Here is a 19,177-nt window from a genome sequence, read left to right as displayed (position 1 = left end):
CATACAAATTATGAAAAGAGGAATCTAAAACATGGATAGAAAACGTGAATTAAAACAACTATATAAAGAAATGAAATTTGACATTGGTGTATTTATAATAAAAAGTGATATTACCAAAAAGATTTACTTCGGAAAGAGCAACGATATAAAAAGCAAATTTAACTCCCTCAAATTCCAGCTTAGTGCTGGGTCCTGTATGATAAAAGATTTAAATAACGATTGGAAAAAACATGGAGAAAAAGCTTTTACATTCGAAATCTTAGAACTTATAAAACATGATGATAATAAAACTGAAAAAGACTACTTAGAAGAACTAGATATTTTAGAAATGGTTTGGTTGGAAAAGTTAAAAGAAGATAATTCTTATGAAATTTATTCTATATAAAAGTTGTGTAACATAAGTAAAGAAGAGGGTGTCTCAAAATGAACTGTTTAGTTAATGAGGCACTCTTTTTTGTATTAAATCAAATATATTTTTATCATTTCAACAACGAAAAAGAGGCCTATCTCTATTCTGAGACAGCCCCTTCTTATAGAATCTATGCCACTATAAATGAATATACTAATTTTTCAAGATGCATATTCATTTTGCTAATAACACTCTATTACTTTTTTACAGCATTCAAACACTGCTCTATAATATTCTTATCACTTATACCTATTGCTGTTACTTTATTAGCTCCCTCTAATATACTCTTATCACTTTTACTTGAAACTAAAGCAACAGGAGCATTTTTTGCAAGTGGTGATGCAACTAGAGCATAAACCAAATCATCTCCACTTGTTACATAAAATTCTTTTGCTCCATTATAGAACTTTTCAATCACGTTTTTATTAGTTTGGTATCTATCAACACCACCAATTCTAGTCGCTCTATATCTATTCACTATGTAATCGCTTAATGTAGACTCTCCTCCAATAGCATATACTGGAACAGGAGAAACACCGAATAATGGGTCTAAATCCGTATCTTCTTCCGCTGAAGCTATATCTTTTGTCAATATTATAGGAGACCCATCTCTATAGGCAACAGATGCAACGCTTACTGCATCAGCTTCATCTTTAAATCCATTTACTAAAAACATCTTATCACTGCTTTTAATTTTTTCTATTTCACCTGCAATTTTATAACTTGTATCTACTCTATCTACTCCATCAATTCTTATAACTTGCATTCTTCTCATAAGTAACATTTTTTCTACATCTTTACTTATAGTATTTTCTCCACCTATTACATATATCTTAGTAACTCTATTTAATCTTTGCAATGTTGCTTCTGGTATATCATTCTTATTAGTTAATAAAATAGCTGCATTATTTACTCCTGCAAGACCACTAGCCGCAATACCATCTACCATTGTAGAATCAGAGTTAATTAAAACTGCTGTTGTAAAATCTTGCTTATCTGAAATAAGCCCAGCTGTCTCATATTTATCTACCCCTTGAATATTTTCAATCTTATCTAGCGCATTTATTGATACTGGAAAACTAGCACTTAATAATAATGCTGAAATACCTAACGCTAATATCTTTTTACTAAACCTCATAAATTACCTCCCTAAAAACAAATATATTTAGTACTAGTATAATATAAAATCGCCTAAAAGTAGTATAAAAATAGTTACATTTTTTATAAATTAAATAATATTAAATCAAGCATACTTCATCCATTAAAATAACTTCATTCATCCTATATACTAAACCATCCCAAGTTTTTTTAGACATATCTACAGACGCCCTTTCATTTGAGTTGTTTAATAAAGATTGTATTTTAGTATCTATGGAATTATACAGGTTCTTCTCAAAGATATACAAATCTTCCTCTTTTGGAATACTTTCGTCCTGCATAAAAGGTAGAGGTACATACTCTATCTTTCCAGAGTTATTAATCTCGCTCCCAATCCATTCTTTAACACCAAGAATATCAGTAGTAATCACGTCTGTACCACAGGATAAAGCTTCTAAAACAACAACTGGTAATCCTTCATAGAATGATGGTAACACAAATATTTGTGACATATTAAACAACTCAGCTAAGTCTCTTTGCTCTAATTTCCCTAGAAAATTCATCTTAAACGGAGACTTGTTTGCAAGTTTAACTATCTCATTATATGATTCAATATCACTTCCAGTACCTGCAAAATTAACTTCTATTAAATCTTTATGATATTTTAACTTAGACATAGCTTTTATAAATGGAATTAGTCCCTTTGACTTGCATATCTTACCTGCAAATACTATTTTTATTTTATCATCTTTTCTTTTATAATGTTTGTTATAAAATATATCATCATTATAACCACTACCAATTACAACTACTTTACTTTCACTTACACCAAAAGTCTTTATAATATCATATTTTTGATTTTCATGAAGAGCAAATATTAAGTCCAGTTTCCTTATATTTGATATTATGTATTCTTTCTCTAAATCAATAGTATTTAATTGTCTTAAACAAGTCCCATGGCAGATAGACATTACCTTTATGCCTTTTACAATCTCTCTAACAAATGCAGTTAAGAGATATAAATGGTGACATATTATAATGTCTGGCTTAAAATCATTCATAACCTTATCTATATTTACTCTAAATTGATGTTTTAATCTGTTTATCATGTCTACATTTAAATCTCTATATCTTGTACTTTCATATGGCATAGAATCACTCATGCCTACAACAGGAAAATTTAATTCTCCACAATTATACTTTACTGGATAAAAGCTTACATCATTTGAAAAGCAGTTTACATCATCATTCACATCTATTCCTGCAATTACAGCTTGCTCATAACCTACCTTTTCAAACCCTTTTATCATACCAGATAAATATATACCGCTACCTGTACTATTTGGTTTTTGTGTTATTATATGAAGAATTTTCATTTTTCACTTACCTCCCTTCTAAATTTAAATAATTTCATAAGTCTAATCATTATATATATCTAAATACAAACAAGATGAATCGTCTTTTACTTTAAACCTTGGAACTTTAACTGCTTTATAATCGTTATCCTCAAAATCTCTTACCTTATTGTGTATATATCCTATACCAAATTTTTCTGCTATACGTATTAATTCGTCTTCTTTCATGAGATTATATCTGTCACATGCACTTGTAAAACCATCACTTGTCAACATCAGTTGAAAATCTTTTTTTATTTCAAGATATCCATATATAGAATTTTTCACAGCTTCCTCATCAAAATCCAATATCCAATATCCATCTTTTGTATTTTTCTTCAACCTATTGCTCACTATTGTATCCATAACACTAGCTTTAATCTCATCAAATGTCATTTCTTCCAGATTAGAAAGTTTACTCATTTCATCAAATACAATATTATCAAATTTACAAATACTTCTATCCTTTATAACTTTTGAGTCTCCATTTTTAATAAACAAAGCACAATCTCCTAATAAAAAATACTCCACTTTATTTTCATGAAATTTTACAATAACTATAGAACTCGATGGTAAATCTAATTTTTCTACTTTAATTCCATTTAATCTTAGCTCATACTCTTTTTTCACTTCTACTATTCCACTATTAACAATACTTTTTAATGACTCTTCTCTATTTATATTTTTATATAGATACTTATTCCACCATTGAACATACCATCTAGCATCACTTTCATTTGATATTAAGTTTTTTCCATTAAGTCCCGTAGCACCATCTAAAACCCATGCCCCAAATGGATTTATACCAACCACATCTTCATTAAACTTAGCTGTTCCTTGACTACATAATAGGCTATAGTCTCTTATATTTAAAGCCATATCAACCTCCAAATTGAATATCTAAAAATAAAGTTCTATTTAAAATTATACAGTAAATAAAAAAATCTACAACAAAACTTGTTGTAGATTTTAACTTAATCTATATTTACTTTATATTTAATGATGGAATAATCTATTTTTAGTAAAAGCCATAACTATATTATATTTATTACAAGTTAATATAACATTATCATCACGAATAGAACCACCTGGCTGTGCGATAAAACTTACCCCACTTCTTTTTGCACGTTCTATATTGTCTCCAAATGGGAAAAATGCATCTGAACCAAGTGCTACTCCTGTTAAAGTTTTAAGCCACGCTCTTTTTCCTTCTCCAGTTAAAGGCTCTGGCTTTTCTTCAAAGAAGTTTTGCCATATACCATCAGCAAGGACATCCATATAATCATCAGAAAGATATACATCAATAGTATTATCTCTATCTGGACGACCTATATCTTTTTTAAATTTTAAGTTTAATACTTTAGGATGTTGACGAAGATACCAAATATCAGCTTTATTACCTGCTAGTCTAGTACAATGAATACGTGATTGCTGACCTGCTCCTACTCCTATTACTTGTCCATCTTTAGCATAACAAACAGAGTTTGATTGTGTATACTTTAATGTTATTAAGGCTATAATTAAATCACGTTTTGCATTATCTGTAAAAATTTTATTATCAGTTGGAATGTCTTTTAATAGTTCCTCATTTATTAGTATTTCATTTCTGCCTTGCTCAAAAGTAATTCCATAAACATCCTTTGTCTCAATAGGCTCAGGAGTATAATTTTCATCTATTTTTACAATATTATAGTTTCCTTTACGCTTTCCTTTTAATATTTCGAGAGCTTCATCTGTATACCCTGGAGCTATTACACCATCAGAGACTTCTCTTGCTATAATAGTTGCAGTCTCTTTATCACATATATCTGAAAGTGCTATAAAATCACCATAAGAAGACATTCTATCTGCTCCTCTTGCCATTGCATAAGCACAAGCTAATGGAGAAAGCTCTAAATCATCAACAAAATATATGTGCTTTAAAGTATCTGATAAAGGTACTCCTACTGCTGCACCTGCTGGACTAACATGTTTAAATGAAGTCGCCGCTGGAAGACCTGTGGCTTCTTTTAATTCTTTTACAAGTTGCCAACTATTAAATGCATCTAAAAAGTTTATGTATCCAGGTTTTCCATTTAATACTTCTATAGGAAGTTCTCCATTTTTCATATAAATCTTTGATGGTTTTTGATTTGGATTACAGCCATATTTTAGTTCTAGTTCTCTTGCCATATACTCATCCCTCTCTATAGTAAATTAATCATAAGTTTGATTAATTCCATATTAATTAAATTATTCGTACTAATAAAATTATATGGCATATTTATCCATTAATCAACTATATTTTTTAAAACTCCTATACCTTCAACTTTACATTCAACTACATCACCATGTTTTAAATATACTTGTGGATTCATCCCCATAGCTACACCAGCTGGAGTTCCAGTTGAAATTATATCTCCTGGCTTTAGAGTCATTCCTCTTGATAAGTCACTTATTACAGTAGGTATATCAAATATAAAGTATTGTGTATTAGAATTCTGTCTTACTTCTCCATTTACTACACTACTTATATCTAATTTTAAAGGATGTTCAAATTCTTCTTTATGTACTATGCAAGGTCCCATAGATGTATGTGTATCTAAACTTTTACCTCTAAACCATTGAACATGTTTATCTTGAAGTGCTCTTTCACTTATATCATTCACTATTGTATATCCAAATATATATTCATAAGCATCTTCTTTTGATATGTTTATGCCCTCCTTGCCTATAATTACTGCAAGTTCTGATTCATAATCTAACTTTTCAACCAAATCACCATGTAAGCTTATCTTATCATCCACTCCAATAATTTTATCTGCTCTCTTAGAAAAATAAATTGGATAATCAGGCATAACTACATTTTTTATAACTCCATCTGGGATTTCATTAACATGGTCTCTATAATTAAGACCTAAACATATTATATCTTTCTTAGGTCTTACAATTGGAGAACATAATTTAACTTCTTCTAATTTATAACACTTAGCACTTTCAAATGAATTCTTCTTTATTTTTTCTAACTCTTCTGTAGATACATTTTCAATAAAATCATTCATATCCATATAGATTCTACTTAACCCCAAACTATTTATTTCATATATACTATTTGTTTCTGAATTAAATACACCTATTTTTTCTTCACTACTACTACAAAAAGTCACAAATTTCATTTTTATTCCTCCATTCAATAAGTTGATTAATATTATTTTATTTTTATTAGTTTATATAAATTGTAATAGATAATATTTATATGTCAATATATATCTGTAAATAGAGTTCTAAAAAGTGTAATAATTCATAAATATTAGAATTTATAAAAGATATTATAATTAATCAGTAGTAATTCTAATAGGCGTTATTATATAGATAGAATTTTATGAGAAATAAAATAAAAATTATTTACATATAAACTTTAATTAAGTCTTCATTAGCATGGATATTACCTATTTTTAAAACTTCAATTTTATCTATATCATAAGAATTTGTTATAACTACAGGAGTTATAATAGATTTAGCATTCTCTTTAATCTTTTTCAACTGAACCTCCCATGACTAAAGTCACAGGGTTCCTGTTTCATAGAATTTCGCATACTAAAATATGTCTTACCAATTCTCCACAGGCTATCCCCGTAGTTCCTACGGTTCTTACATAAGTTATCTATTTTAAACTGTTATTAGTCTTAATCCTTCTTTTAATATATTTATACTTGCATTTATATCTCTATCATGAGTTACATTACAACAAGGACAAATCCATTCTCTTATATTTAAATTCTTAACTTCCTCGTTTTTGTACCCACATTTATTGCATATTTGTGAACTTGCAAAGAATTTACCTACCTTTACAATTTGTCTACCATACCAATTAGCCTTATATTCTAATTGACGAACAAATTCTGACCATGACACATCAGAAATAGAAAGAGATAATTTACGATTTCTAGTCATATTCTTTACTTGTAAATCTTCTATGCAAATAATATCATTCTCTCGTATTAATTTAGTAGATAGTTTTTGTAGAAAATCCTTCCTTTGATTAGCTATATGTTCTTGAAGTCTTGCAACTTTTAACCTTACTTTATTTCTATTTAAACTACCAATTGTTTTTCTCGATAATTCTCTTTGTAATTTAGCAAGTTTGTTTAATGACTTTTGAAGATACTTAGGATTTTCTATAAATTCTCCACAACTTGAGATACAAAATTCTTTAATTCCTAAATCTAAACCTATCTGACTATTAGTATTTTCAAATGCTTCAATATCTATATCAGTACAACATAATGATACATAATATTTACCACTTGGTTCTTTGGATACTGTAGCATTAAATATTCTCCCTTGAGGTACTTGTTTATCCCTTACTTTAACCATACCAAGTTTAGGTAATTTTATATATTGACTACAGTACATAATATTTTCATTTGTAAAGTTAGTTCTATATGAAAATCTATTAGTTTTCTTTGATTTAAATTTAGGAAATCCTGTATTTTCTTTAAAGAATTTTTTATATGCGTTTTCTAAATCTTTTAAGGTGTTTTGTAGTGAAAATTTGTCAGGTTCTTTAAGCCACTTTAATTCTCTTTTTAAATTGGTCAAATCAGAACTACACTGTTTATAAGTAAAAGTTTCTTTATAGTTTTCATAAACTTCTATTTTTTTAGCAAGATACTTATTATATACAAATCTACAACATCCAAAAGTTTTGTTAATTAACTCTTGCTGTTTTTTATTTGGATACATTCTAAACTTATAAGCTTTTTCCACTACTATCACCTCACTTTAATTGTTTTTTATGATTATTAATATACATATCCGAGTAACTTCTATTTTTCATCACCCATTATAATATTAACAAACGTAATTATTTAAAACAATTATTTGGAAGGTTTTATATTTATTTCTAAATAACATATGTAAGAACCATAAGTCCTAACTTTTATCATTTTTGAGGTTGTCGTTCACATAAGTTCGCTACTACCTATGCAGTTCTCTTATGAACTTCTTACACTTTCATGCAAGCACAGACTATATCTTATCCTTCGGCATTATCCGTTAAGGTCTACCCACTTCCACTACCAATAGCTTGTAGTGTACTTCCCTCAAGAGGAATAGTCGTTGAAGTTTCTCCTATTTGGAGCTTACCTGCTGATTGCCCATTTTAAAGTACTTAGGGTTTAACCTTATACCATCTAACCAATTTTTTCTACTTTCGTAACTTTCACACTTAGGTTTATTTCATCCTTATGTTTTAGTTTGGTTAGCTTTAGGGGTTTCCAGCAATTCAAGCAGTATTGGATAGGTTATATCCTATCTCTACATATAAGTTTCCCTATATGCTGACTATTTTAGCTACTAACTCATGACTAAAGTCACGAGTGTGCGTAACTATTTTTTAATCAAATACAACACTTGAAATATACTGTATATATTTATTCCAGTAATCACTATGGTCATATACGAAAACATATATTTAACTTTACTATCATCCACCATTTTACTAATAAAAGAACCTATAAATCCGCCCAAAACTGCTCCTATTATCATAAATGGTAATCCAGACAAATCATATACTCCAAATCCAGTATTCATCAAAATTGTAACCAACTTGGAAATATTAGAAAATAAAATAGTTATAATGGAATTAAAAGCAGCTTCTTTAGCTGATAAACCAAATAACATTGTAAATGCAACCACATTTATAGGTCCTCCCCCTATTCCTAAGAAAGAAGATATAATCCCTAAAAAAATGCCAATACTAAAATAAGTAATATTAGTATTGAGTTTTATATTTAAACTTTTATTTCTGTATAAATAAACCATTATCAACAAAATAATCATTATAATATTTTGAGTTATTTTTATTATAGCTGGGTTATTTACATATAAAATTGATAAATCTAGTAATCTTTGACCAATAGTCCCACCTAGTATTGATGCTCCAGCAATTAAAATAATTCTCAAATCTATTTTTAAAATTTTCAACTTAATTTGTTTATATGTAGAAATAACTGCCATTGATAACACAGTAAATGATGACAATACGCTTATTGTAGACACATCAAATACTCCAATCAAGTCTAACACTGGTTTTATTATTACGCCTCCACCAATACCTGTTATTGCTCCTATAGTTGTTGCAAATATAGCTATTACAAATAAAATTATATTCATTTAAATCATCCTAACTAAATTTATTATATTTTAAATCCCTTAATCATACGTAATCCTCAATAACTTAATCTAGAATTCTCAATACTAAAATTATTTAGGCATTTGATTTTTATACATTAACTCTGCTATTTTTTTTAAATCATTAAAGTTATCCATTAGAAAATCTTTATATCCACAATAATTACTATTAGAATCAATATACATAAAGTTTTTCATTCTTTTACAACCACCACCACATATTCTATAGAAATCGCAGTTTATACAAATACTTTCTTTTTGTATATTTTCATGTAAAAATTTGTGCATTATAGGCTTTCTCAAAATATCCAATAAAGTATTGTCCTTTATATTACCTAAATTATAGTTATCTAGAACATAAAAGTCACATGGATATACACTTCCATCAGCCTCTATTACAAACTGTGGTTGACATTTTCCAATTATCCCACATGTACTTGGTGTTCCTGTAATTAAAAGAGATATAATATTGTCAAACAAATTAATACTTATGTAATTTCCATTATCTAACTCATCTTTCCAAAGTTTAAATACTATTTTATAAAAATTTGCAAAATGTTTAGGTTCCAAAGAATACTCTGATTTATTCTCACAATCTAAATCATCTAAGCAAGGAATAAACTGAATATACTTTATACCAGTTTCTTTTATAAAGTTAAAAACTTTATTGGGATTACATGCAATCTGATTTGTCAAAACACATAATATGTTAAACTCTATTTTATATTTTTCTAATAGCTTTTTTGTGTTTATTATATCTTCATAAGTTCCTTCATTACTTAAATATATACGATTCTCATCATGTAGGTCTTTTAATAAGTCTAATGATAATCCTACTAGAAAATTATTTTTCTTTAGAAATTCACACCATTGATTATCTATAAGTGTTCCATTAGTTTGAATAGAGTAATTTACTATTATATTTTTTTTCGTTTTTTCAATGTACTCAATAAAATATTGAAAAAATTTTAAGCCTGCCAAAGTTGGTTCTCCACCTTGAAAAGCAAACATAACTCTATCTCCAACGTTCAAAACTTTAAATGTATTATCTACTATATTTTTTATAGTATCTTCTTGCATAATACCATATGATTTTATTTCTCTTAAATCACTTACATTAGCATAAAAACAGTATCTACATCTCAAATTACATAATGATGATACAGGTTTAATTAAAACTGATATACTCTTCATTATAAAACCTTCTTTTTTGATATTTTCTACTTATTAGATAAGAGTCTATAATACTCATCCCTTCCTGGATAAGCTCTACCTTCTTCTATTTCTGTTTTCCATCTACTTGAACCAATTCCTTTTACAGGACCTTTTAAGAGTGGGTCTTTTGTTTCTATCATCCAAGTATCCACTTTCTTTCTCAATTCATTTGCTATATCTTGATAGTTCAAATCATTTATTACATTATTTTCTTCTAATGGGTCTTTTCTTAAATCATAAAGTTCTTCTTTTTCATTAGGAACATAGAATTTATCTCTTACAGCTTTACCTGATAAACTTAAATGTGAATCGACTGTAATATATATTTTAGGTCCATCTTCAAAGTTTCTAACATAGCTATATTCATTAGTTCTTATGCCTCTCATTGGTCTATACTGGTCATGCCATGTCATTTCTGTAAAGAATGAATCTCTTCCTATATCTTCATTTGTCTTTAATAACTTAACAAAACTTTCTCCATCTATATTTTTAGGTATTTCAGCTTCAATTAAATCTAGTATGGTTGGAAGTAAATCAATATTACATAACAGTGCTTCTTTTTTAATGTTTTTTTGAGAAGAATTAGGTAAGACAATTATAAGTGCTGTCTCTAATCCCGCTTCTTTTAACATACCTTTAGCTCCTGGAAATGCAACACCATGGTCTGTTGTGAATATAACAATTGTGTTTTTATCTAGCCCTGTTTCTTCCAATTTATTATATATTTTTCCGATTGCATCATCTAATACTTTTGCTGAACCATTGTATAGAGCTATATCTCTCCTTACATCCTCTGTATCAGGTAAAAATTTAAATACCTCTACCTCATCTAATCCATCTGCATATGGTTCATATTCATCAAAATCTCTATGAGTCTCAAAAAATCCTACATTTAAATAAAATGGTTTTTCTTGATTTTTTTTATGCTCTTCCAAAAACTTAATCACTTCTTTAGCAACTTTTGGAGCCTTGTCCCCTGGCACAGATATGAAGTTATCATATCCTAAGTCATAATTTGAAGAAAATACTCTATCTTCTATTGGTGGAGCTTCATTTATAGTTTCATGACTTAATCCTATTAAAGTTGTCTTATACCCATTTTTTTGTAACTCCATAGGAAGTGTTGTATGCTTAGAATCTATACAAAAACCTAGATGTGCAAGCCCAATTAATCCATTATTATGAGGGTACAATCCAGTTAATATGCTTCCTCTACTAGGACTACACTGAGGTGCTGCACAAAAATAATTATCAAATTGAATTCCTTTTTGAGCTAATTTATTTATACAAGGAGTATCTACATTATATCCATAGCTATTAAATTTTCTCCCACTATCATGAGAAATCATAAGTAAAATATTTGGTTTCATAAATATTACCTCTTTCTATTATTGTCTATTTCTTTACTATAAAATGATACCGTTTCATAAGGTTTTAATCTTAACTTAAGTTCTAAATCTCTTTCTGTATAATTTCCTATTAAATATGTAAATGGTTTTTCTAAAAATTCCTCACTAACATCAACTTCAACTTCATGGTCATAGAAATTATTAAATACTATTAGCTGTTCATTTTCTAAGTTTCTTACATAAGCATAAACTTTATCATTATCTAGTAAAATACCTCTATAACTTCCTTCAGATATAATGTCTAATTTTTTTCTTAAAGATATCAGCCTTTGATAGAATTTAAAAATCGACCCTTCTTTAAGTTCTTTTTCAACATTTATCTCTTTATAATTTTCAGCTATTTTAATCCATGGCGTTCCATTTGTAAATCCAGCATTTAACTCATTTGACCACTGCATAGGTGTACGACTATTATCTCTGGACTTAGATTTTACAATATTCATTATCTCTTCTTTTTTAATTTTATTTTTTAGCAATTCATTATACGCATTATGAGTCTCAACATCCAAATAGTCATTGATTTCTTCAAACCTTGGATTTATCATACCAATTTCTTCACCTTGATATATATATGGTGTTCCTCTTAGTAAATGTATTGTAGCAGCTAACATTTTTGATGCTTCTACTCTATATTCTTCCTTACAAAATCTACTGACAGCTCTTGGCTGGTCATGATTATTCCAAAACAATGCATTCCATCCACCACCCTTTTCTACTTCTGTTTGCCATTCATTTAAAATCTTTTTTAACATTATAAAATCAAAAGGTATGTCACTCCACTTTTCTCCATTTTCATAATCTACTTTTAAATGATGAAAATTAAATGTCATTGAAAGTTCTTTTTCTTTTGTATTAGAATATAATATACAATTTTCAATAGTTGTTGAGGACATTTCTCCAACAGTTGTTATCCCTTTAAACTTTCCAAATGTTTCTTTGTTCATTTCTTTAATGAACTCATGAACAATAGGTTTATCTGTATACATTTCTTTTCCTACATTATTTGTAGAGTCCTTCAAATCTTCATCTTTACCAATTACATTTATTACATCAAATCTAAACCCTTTAACACCTTTATCCAACCAAAAATTTATAACTTTATATAATTCTTCTCTAACTTCAGGGTTACGCCAATTTAAGTCAGCTTGGGTAATATCATATAAATGCAAGTAATATTTATCTGTATCTCCAAATTTATCCCAAGCACTCCCACCAAATTTAGATTTCCAATTTGTTGGTGGTAAATTATCTTCTTTTCCATCTCTAATAAAATAAAAATCTTGATATTTTTTATCTCCATCTAAAGCTTTTTTAAACCATTTATGTTCTGTTGATGTGTGATTTAATACCATATCTAGCATTAATTCTATATTATACCTTTTGGCTTCATTTACTAATCTTTCAAAATCTTCCATAGTACCAAACATAGGGTCTATTGATGTATAATCAGCGATATCATATCCATTATCTTTTTGAGGTGACACAAAAAATGGATTAATCCAAATTATATCTACACCTAATTTATATAAATGAGACAATTTATCTATAATTCCCTTTAAATCCCCTATTCCATCATCATTGGAATCATTAAATGACTTTGGATATATCTGATAAATAACTTTTTTCTTAAAATCCATGTACAAACCTCCTTTTTGTCTAGACAAATTTTATATCTTTATGATAAACCTTTTCGTTATCAAAATCAATATTTAGCCTAAATAAAAAATATAATCTCCATATTTTTTTATTAACTTGATTATATTTCTGATTTTTCAAGGATATTCAATCTATATTATGATATTAATATAAAAAACAATTAGGATAACGTTGACATAAAAAAATGTCTATGGTATATTAATTTCAAGATTTGTCTATACAACATTATATTTTAGAGGGAGGTAATTTTATGAGTACACAAAAAGAGAATACACACCATAAAGAGCAGGTTGAACAAATTCTTGAAGCAATTGGTGGAATAGAAAATATAATATCTGCAACACACTGTATTACTAGGTTAAGATTTGCTCTACATTCGGAAAGTAAAGTTAATGTAAAACAGTTAGAAAAAATAGATATAGTAAAGGGAAGTTTTACTTCAAATGGTCAATTTCAAGTTATTATAGGCCCAGGGCTTGTAAACAAAGTTTATTCTACACTATTAGAGATTACTGGACTTAAAGAAGCAACAAAGTCTGAGGTTAAAGAGATTTCTGCTAAAAAATTAAATCCAATTCAAAAAGCTATAAAGATACTGGCAGATATATTTATTCCTATACTTCCTGCTATAGTTGCCTCTGGTTTATTAATGGGTATAAACAATCTACTTGCAAACCCAGGAATTTTTTATAAGCAACCTTTTTTAGAGGTTCATAGTAATTGGGCTGGCATATCTAATATGATTAACCTTATAGCAAATACTTCATTTGCATTTTTACCAGCACTAATAGGTTGGTCAGCTGTCAAGAAGTTTGGAGGAAATCCTGTACTTGGTATTGTATTAGGTCTTATTTTAATTAATCCAGATTTAATGCCTGGTGCACAATACTCTAAAACACCTGAAGCTGTTACTTATTGGAATATATTAGGATTTAATATTGCTAAAATAGGTTATCAGGGACAAGTAATCCCTGTTCTATGTTCTTCTTATATTTTAGCAACAATAGAAAAGTTTCTGACTAAAAAAATTCCTGAGATGGTTCAACTTATTTTTGTTGCTCCTCTTACATTATTAATAACGGGTTTTTTAACTTTTTCTATTATAGGACCTATAACAATGTCTTTTGCTAACTTAATTACAAATGGAATCCTTGGATTATTTGAAATTAATGCGATACTTGCAGGTGCATTATTCGGATTTATATTATCTCCATTGGTTATAACAGGAATGCATCATTTATTCTTAGGTATAAACTTACAAATGATAGGTACCTTAGGATTTGCAACATTATGGCCAATACAAGTTATGGCTAGTCTTGGACAAGGTGCAGCAGCTTTAACTATGTTCTTCATATTAAAAAATAAGAAAATCAAGGGTGTTGCATTAACAGCTGCAATTTCAGCTTGGTTGGGTATTACTGAGCCAGCTATATTTGGTATAAACTTACGTTATCGTTTTCCTTTTATAGCATCTATGATAGGCGCAGGTATCTCTGGAGGAATTGTATCTTACTTTAATATTAAAGCAGGTTCTATAGGCATATCAGGACTTCCAGCATTCTTATCTATATTTACAGAACAATGGAGTGTCTATTTCTTAGCGATGGGCCTTTCTATAATGATTACTTGTATACTTACATACCTATTCTCAAAGAGTAAATATTTTAATAAAGAATATATAGAAAATTAAAAGAATATACAAATTAAATAAAAAAGAGGGTGTCTCAAAATGAACTATTTAGTTAATGAGGCACTCTTTTTTGTATTAAATCAAATATATTTTTATCATTTCGACAACGGAAAAGAGGCTTATCTCTATTCTGGGACAGCCCCTTTTTAGTATTAAAGATTTCTTCTTCTTGCAAAATCTACAAATCTAAATGTGTCAACTCTATGTCTAGATTCATGATATTGGAATAATCTTGTATCTTCTAAATATACTTCACTTCGTATCACCACAACATGTGTATCTGCTCCAATATCTAGCAACAACTTATCCTCTTCTGTAACGGGGTTTACTGTTACCTCTTTATTTGCATAACCTATTTTTAATTCTAAATTTTTCTCTATATAATTAAATATTGAACTTTGAACTGCCATTAATGGTATTTCTGGTATTATTTCAAACATAAAGTAATCTTTATCTAAAATAACAGCTTCTCCATTAATTTTTCTAAGTCGTTCAACTGATATAACCTTAGTTTTCGTGTCTATATCCAACTTTTTACAAATTTCTAAAGGCATAATTTCCTTTTTGTTTTTAAGTACATTTATTTCTGTATCCAAATTTTTATTTCTTTGTAATTCGTCAAAACTAATTAGCCCTGCCCCTTCTATTTCAAACTTATTTATATCTAAAACAATAGCACCTTTACCTTGCTTTTTTTGTATAAAACCCTTTTCTAACAAGAGAGCTTCTGCTTTTCTAATAGTTTCTCTTGATACTTGATATTTTTGAGCAAGCCTTACTTCTGTTGGCAAAAATTCTCCTATTGCATATACATTATTTCTTATATCTTTCTCTAAATCTAAATATATTTCATAAAATTTTTTCAAGTAAATCACTCTCATTCATAATTAGTTTTCATACTTATCCCATTTTATATAAATATCATATTATAGACTAAACTGTCAAATATTATTAAATTTCATAAAAATAAATTACTTCAATGAGATAATTGAGTTATTGGTTATTATGAAAAATATATTTATGTCTCATTTATTTTTACAATATTTTATTAAGTTTTTATATAGATTACTTAAAATAAGTATGTACAAAAAAATAAACTCCAAATATTAGAGTTTATTTTTTATTTATAACTATTCCTAATTATTTTGAAATACAGATTACAAAATAAACACTCTATTTAATTATATTATCTGCCTAATAAAAATAGAAAATAGACTCCTCAACAATATGCAAAAACCTACGTCTTTGAATCTTGATTTAACAATTCCAAGCACAATACCCAAAACAGTACCTATCATGATTTTTGAAATAATTACTTCAAATGTATAGCTAGAATTGTTATACAAAGTTATGTAATTTCTTATAACATCTATATATCCTATATTATAAATACCAGATAATATAGATGTTATACATATAATTTTACTCTTTGACTTTATAAAATTACTTAAATAGTTCCATAGATACTCTCTAAAAAATAACTCTTCAAATATAGGAACTATCAATGCAGACAAAATCATCATTGTTATGTTAAAAAATACATAACCTTCTCTGCAATAAGTTGAGACTATTGCTAAAGCTAAAACCACTATAAAAAGTATCAACTTACATTTTTTAGTAAGTATATTGTTTTTATTTTCTTTAAATGCTTCTGTGATTTTTCTATTTTTAACCCTGTTATACAAAGAATTATCTTTTAAAAATAAAATTAATGATAAGCCAACTAATGTAAAAGAAATTAAGTTTATAATATTAAAATTTTCAAGAGTAAATTCAAATTGACTTAGAAGTATATAATTCAAAATCATCCTCAAGATTTGAACTATAAGCATCAATAAAATAGAATCTATAATACATTTTTTATAACTATACTTCATCCCAATTTAAATCACCCCATGTATATGCTAATCGTAAAGTCCATTTAATACTCTACTTACAGTTGCCTTACTCCAACTTGTTTCATTCGAAATTTCTTTATAGCTTAAGCCATCTCTTCTTAAATTTTTTATATTGTTTATATCATCATCCGTAATTTGTTTTTCTTTTGGCTTAAGACTATTTTTATAACTTCTTAGTCTAGCTAATTCTGATTTCAAACTATCTACTTCAAACTGCTTTTTTTGAAGCTTACTCTCATAAGAATCTCTCATTTCATTAAATTCTTTAATATAGTTTACTTTCCAGTCCTCATCAATTTTTGTTTTAAATATACCCATACTTTAACCTCCTTAAATTTTGTTACTCAAGTTATGTATCGATTATAAACATTAATTTCTATATTTATCTTTAAAACCCTTGTACATAACCACTAGATAAGTTAGTAAAATTCAGATATATTTTTACAATTTTAAGTATATATTAACAATATAAAAAAATATAATGTCTTAATACAACATATTATATATTAAAAGTTGTTAAAATGAACCTTTTCATATTCCAAATCAGAGTCACTATATGCTTTCTTTTCTTCATCAGGATATCCTATAGAAATTATACATTCTACACTGTACTTATCAGGTACTTTAAGCTCTTCTCTAATATACTTATCAGCTTCTATATCATCATTATGCATCCTGTTTCTAACTTGTACCCAACAAGAACCTAATCCTAGTTCATGAGCTTGAAGTTGTATATAGGAAGCAGCAATACTCGCATCCTCTATCCAAACATCATTTTTTTCTTTGTCTCCAATAATTACAATAGCTAAAGGTGCGTTTTTTAAGAAAAACCCACCCCCTTTAGTTCTACATTGAGATAAGTTAATAAGTTTTTCTTTATTATCTACCACTACAAATTCCCATGTTCTAAGCCCCTTTGATGATGGTGCCAAAAGAGCAGCTTTTAGTATTTTATCTAGTTTTTCTTTTTCTACTTCAATATTTTTATACTTCCTAATACTTCTTCTTTTCTTTAAAAATTCAATCATCTAAACCATCCCTTTCATAATATCATTCAATAAGTCTATATAACACGTCTACTAACATTAAAAATATATTATTTACCCTTTGTATGATAAATACCTTTTACAATATTTTATCATAACAATAAAAAGATTTCTCCTTTCCTAAAAAACTCATTTCTCCAATTTTGATAAAACCACATTTTGTAAGAAGTGCATTCATTTTTGAATTTATTGAATATGTATCACTCTTTAAATATGATACACTATTTTTTTCAGCCAATTTTTCCGCAAAATCAACTAACTTAGATGCTATTCCTTTCTTTCTAAAGTTTGGATTTACGGCCATTCTATGTATTACCATAGCTTTTTTATTAGAAGACCAATTTAGACCTACATATTCTTCTGGTTCTTCATAATTAAGACATATAAACCCAGCTATTTCTCCATCCATTTCTTCTACATATAAATCTTGTTTCTTAATATCTGAAACAAAGTCTTCGTCTGATGGATAATTCTCATCCCATTGTGTATTATTATAATCCTTCATTTCTTCTACTGTTGATTTTATAATTTTCATAATTTTTTCTAAATCATTCATATTGGCTTTTCTAATCATAAAAATATCTCCTTATATTAATTTACTATCTCTTCACTTTAAACCATTCTTTTTCAGCATTTTTGCTCATTTTTTCTAATACTTTAGTTGCAACCTGCTTTTCTTCATCTGTAAAATTCTCAAAACACATCTCTATACTTCTATTCTCTTCTTCAATTATCAACTCATAAACTTCTAAAGATTTATCAGTTGGAGTTAAATTATATCCTCTTTTATCAGACTCATCCTGCTTTTTATCTACATATCCTGCTTTTATTAATTTCTGTATGGCTTTGGTTGCTGTAGCCTTATCTACCTTCAACATATTTGATAATTCCACAAGGTTTATACCAGGATTTTCACAAACTCGTGTCAAAAATGTAAACTGTCCTTTTTGCAACTTTAACTCCTTGTACTTAATATCATTTATCGAATTTACTGCTCTAGATAAAGTACCGACTTCTCTTAATATATTACTGTCTAATGCCTTAATCAAACACACCTCCAATTAATATGTTGATTTTTAGTTGAAAGTTCAACTTTATTCAGATATTACCATATATTGGTTGAAAGTTCAATTAAAAAACAAAATTTTTAATATTACTCTTTCCCTTTACTAAATACTGTTAAAATTA

The 19,177-nt window shown here is 27.8% G+C and carries 20 protein-coding genes; 3 read left to right on the top strand and 17 right to left on the bottom strand.

The window, feature by feature from the left end:
• Positions 1 to 31 precede the first annotated feature (31 nt).
• Positions 32 to 385, top strand: coding sequence for a GIY-YIG nuclease family protein (locus tag ACTG48_RS04885; RefSeq protein WP_021383576.1), 354 nt, complete (start codon positions 32 to 34; stop codon positions 383 to 385).
• 220 nt (positions 386 to 605) lie between these two features.
• Here ACTG48_RS04885 and ACTG48_RS04880 read toward each other — a convergent pair whose 3' ends face one another.
• The 7 genes from ACTG48_RS04880 to tnpB form a co-directional block, all read right to left on the bottom strand.
• The gene (locus tag ACTG48_RS04880) at positions 606 to 1,547 is read right to left on the bottom strand and encodes a cell wall-binding repeat-containing protein (protein WP_021383582.1); all 942 of its coding nucleotides are present in this window, start codon (positions 1,545 to 1,547) and stop codon (positions 606 to 608) included.
• 100 nt (positions 1,548 to 1,647) lie between these two features.
• The gene (locus ACTG48_RS04875) at positions 1,648 to 2,883 is read right to left on the bottom strand and encodes a glycosyltransferase family 4 protein (RefSeq protein WP_479918274.1); all 1,236 of its coding nucleotides are present in this window, start codon (positions 2,881 to 2,883) and stop codon (positions 1,648 to 1,650) included.
• 42 nt (positions 2,884 to 2,925) lie between these two features.
• Positions 2,926 to 3,780: a hypothetical protein gene (locus tag ACTG48_RS04870; RefSeq protein ID WP_021383575.1), complete on the bottom strand. Its 855-nt coding sequence runs from the start codon at positions 3,778 to 3,780 to the stop codon at positions 2,926 to 2,928.
• Positions 3,781 to 3,897: 117 nt separating this feature from the next.
• Positions 3,898 to 5,073: a phosphoribosylaminoimidazolecarboxamide formyltransferase gene (locus tag ACTG48_RS04865; RefSeq protein ID WP_479918273.1), complete on the bottom strand. Its 1,176-nt coding sequence runs from the start codon at positions 5,071 to 5,073 to the stop codon at positions 3,898 to 3,900.
• A 98-nt stretch (positions 5,074 to 5,171) separates the two neighbouring features.
• A complete protein-coding gene (locus tag ACTG48_RS04860; protein WP_021383609.1) occupies positions 5,172 to 6,056 on the bottom strand; it encodes a fumarylacetoacetate hydrolase family protein in 885 nt (294 codons plus the stop codon).
• A 229-nt stretch (positions 6,057 to 6,285) separates the two neighbouring features.
• Positions 6,286 to 6,423: a PTS sugar transporter subunit IIA gene (locus ACTG48_RS04855; RefSeq protein ID WP_021383557.1), complete on the bottom strand. Its 138-nt coding sequence runs from the start codon at positions 6,421 to 6,423 to the stop codon at positions 6,286 to 6,288.
• 126 nt (positions 6,424 to 6,549) lie between these two features.
• Complete coding sequence (gene tnpB, locus ACTG48_RS04850; RefSeq protein ID WP_479918272.1) at positions 6,550 to 7,659, bottom strand: IS200/IS605 family element RNA-guided endonuclease TnpB; 1,110 nt, start codon at positions 7,657 to 7,659, stop codon at positions 6,550 to 6,552.
• A gap of 239 nt (positions 7,660 to 7,898) precedes the next feature.
• Between tnpB and ACTG48_RS04845 the strand changes: the two genes are divergently transcribed.
• Entirely contained in the window at positions 7,899 to 8,048 is a 150-nt protein-coding gene (locus tag ACTG48_RS04845) for a hypothetical protein (protein ID WP_021384555.1), read from the top strand.
• 223 nt (positions 8,049 to 8,271) lie between these two features.
• On the opposite strand, the gene ACTG48_RS04840 is transcribed toward ACTG48_RS04845, so the two are convergent.
• The 4 genes from ACTG48_RS04840 to treC form a co-directional block, all read right to left on the bottom strand.
• Positions 8,272 to 9,057 carry a sulfite exporter TauE/SafE family protein gene (locus ACTG48_RS04840; RefSeq protein ID WP_479918271.1) on the bottom strand — a complete coding sequence of 262 codons (786 nt, stop codon included), beginning with the start codon at positions 9,055 to 9,057 and terminating at the stop codon, positions 8,272 to 8,274.
• A gap of 90 nt (positions 9,058 to 9,147) precedes the next feature.
• Entirely contained in the window at positions 9,148 to 10,269 is a 1,122-nt protein-coding gene (locus ACTG48_RS04835; protein ID WP_479918270.1) for an SPASM domain-containing protein, read from the bottom strand.
• A gap of 26 nt (positions 10,270 to 10,295) precedes the next feature.
• Positions 10,296 to 11,660 carry a sulfatase family protein gene (locus tag ACTG48_RS04830; protein ID WP_479918269.1) on the bottom strand — a complete coding sequence of 455 codons (1,365 nt, stop codon included), beginning with the start codon at positions 11,658 to 11,660 and terminating at the stop codon, positions 10,296 to 10,298.
• Between the two features lie 5 nt (positions 11,661 to 11,665).
• The gene (gene treC, locus ACTG48_RS04825; protein ID WP_479918268.1) at positions 11,666 to 13,336 is read right to left on the bottom strand and encodes an alpha,alpha-phosphotrehalase; all 1,671 of its coding nucleotides are present in this window, start codon (positions 13,334 to 13,336) and stop codon (positions 11,666 to 11,668) included.
• Between the two features lie 269 nt (positions 13,337 to 13,605).
• Between treC and treB the strand changes: the two genes are divergently transcribed.
• Complete coding sequence (gene treB / locus ACTG48_RS04820; protein ID WP_479918267.1) at positions 13,606 to 15,045, top strand: PTS trehalose transporter subunit IIBC; 1,440 nt, start codon at positions 13,606 to 13,608, stop codon at positions 15,043 to 15,045.
• 152 nt (positions 15,046 to 15,197) lie between these two features.
• Here treB and treR read toward each other — a convergent pair whose 3' ends face one another.
• The 6 genes from treR to ACTG48_RS04790 all read right to left on the bottom strand — a co-directional run bounded on the left by treR (position 15,198) and on the right by ACTG48_RS04790 (position 19,038).
• A complete protein-coding gene (treR, locus tag ACTG48_RS04815; RefSeq protein ID WP_479918266.1) occupies positions 15,198 to 15,911 on the bottom strand; it encodes a trehalose operon repressor in 714 nt (237 codons plus the stop codon).
• A gap of 315 nt (positions 15,912 to 16,226) precedes the next feature.
• The gene (locus ACTG48_RS04810; RefSeq protein ID WP_479918265.1) at positions 16,227 to 16,922 is read right to left on the bottom strand and encodes a CPBP family intramembrane glutamic endopeptidase; all 696 of its coding nucleotides are present in this window, start codon (positions 16,920 to 16,922) and stop codon (positions 16,227 to 16,229) included.
• A 27-nt stretch (positions 16,923 to 16,949) separates the two neighbouring features.
• Positions 16,950 to 17,261, bottom strand: coding sequence for a helix-turn-helix domain-containing protein (locus ACTG48_RS04805; RefSeq protein ID WP_479918264.1), 312 nt, complete (start codon positions 17,259 to 17,261; stop codon positions 16,950 to 16,952).
• 188 nt (positions 17,262 to 17,449) lie between these two features.
• A complete protein-coding gene (locus ACTG48_RS04800) occupies positions 17,450 to 17,971 on the bottom strand; it encodes a nitroreductase family protein (protein ID WP_479918263.1) in 522 nt (173 codons plus the stop codon).
• Between the two features lie 97 nt (positions 17,972 to 18,068).
• Positions 18,069 to 18,563, bottom strand: coding sequence for a GNAT family N-acetyltransferase (locus ACTG48_RS04795; RefSeq protein WP_021383676.1), 495 nt, complete (start codon positions 18,561 to 18,563; stop codon positions 18,069 to 18,071).
• A 25-nt stretch (positions 18,564 to 18,588) separates the two neighbouring features.
• Positions 18,589 to 19,038: a MarR family winged helix-turn-helix transcriptional regulator gene (locus tag ACTG48_RS04790; RefSeq protein ID WP_021383602.1), complete on the bottom strand. Its 450-nt coding sequence runs from the start codon at positions 19,036 to 19,038 to the stop codon at positions 18,589 to 18,591.
• Positions 19,039 to 19,177: the final 139 nt, after the last annotated feature.

The sequence above is a fragment of the Clostridioides sp. LIBA-6822 genome (genome assembly GCF_056688955.1).
Note: the sequence above shows the minus strand (reverse complement) of the source record. Positions and strands in the feature narration are given on the sequence as shown.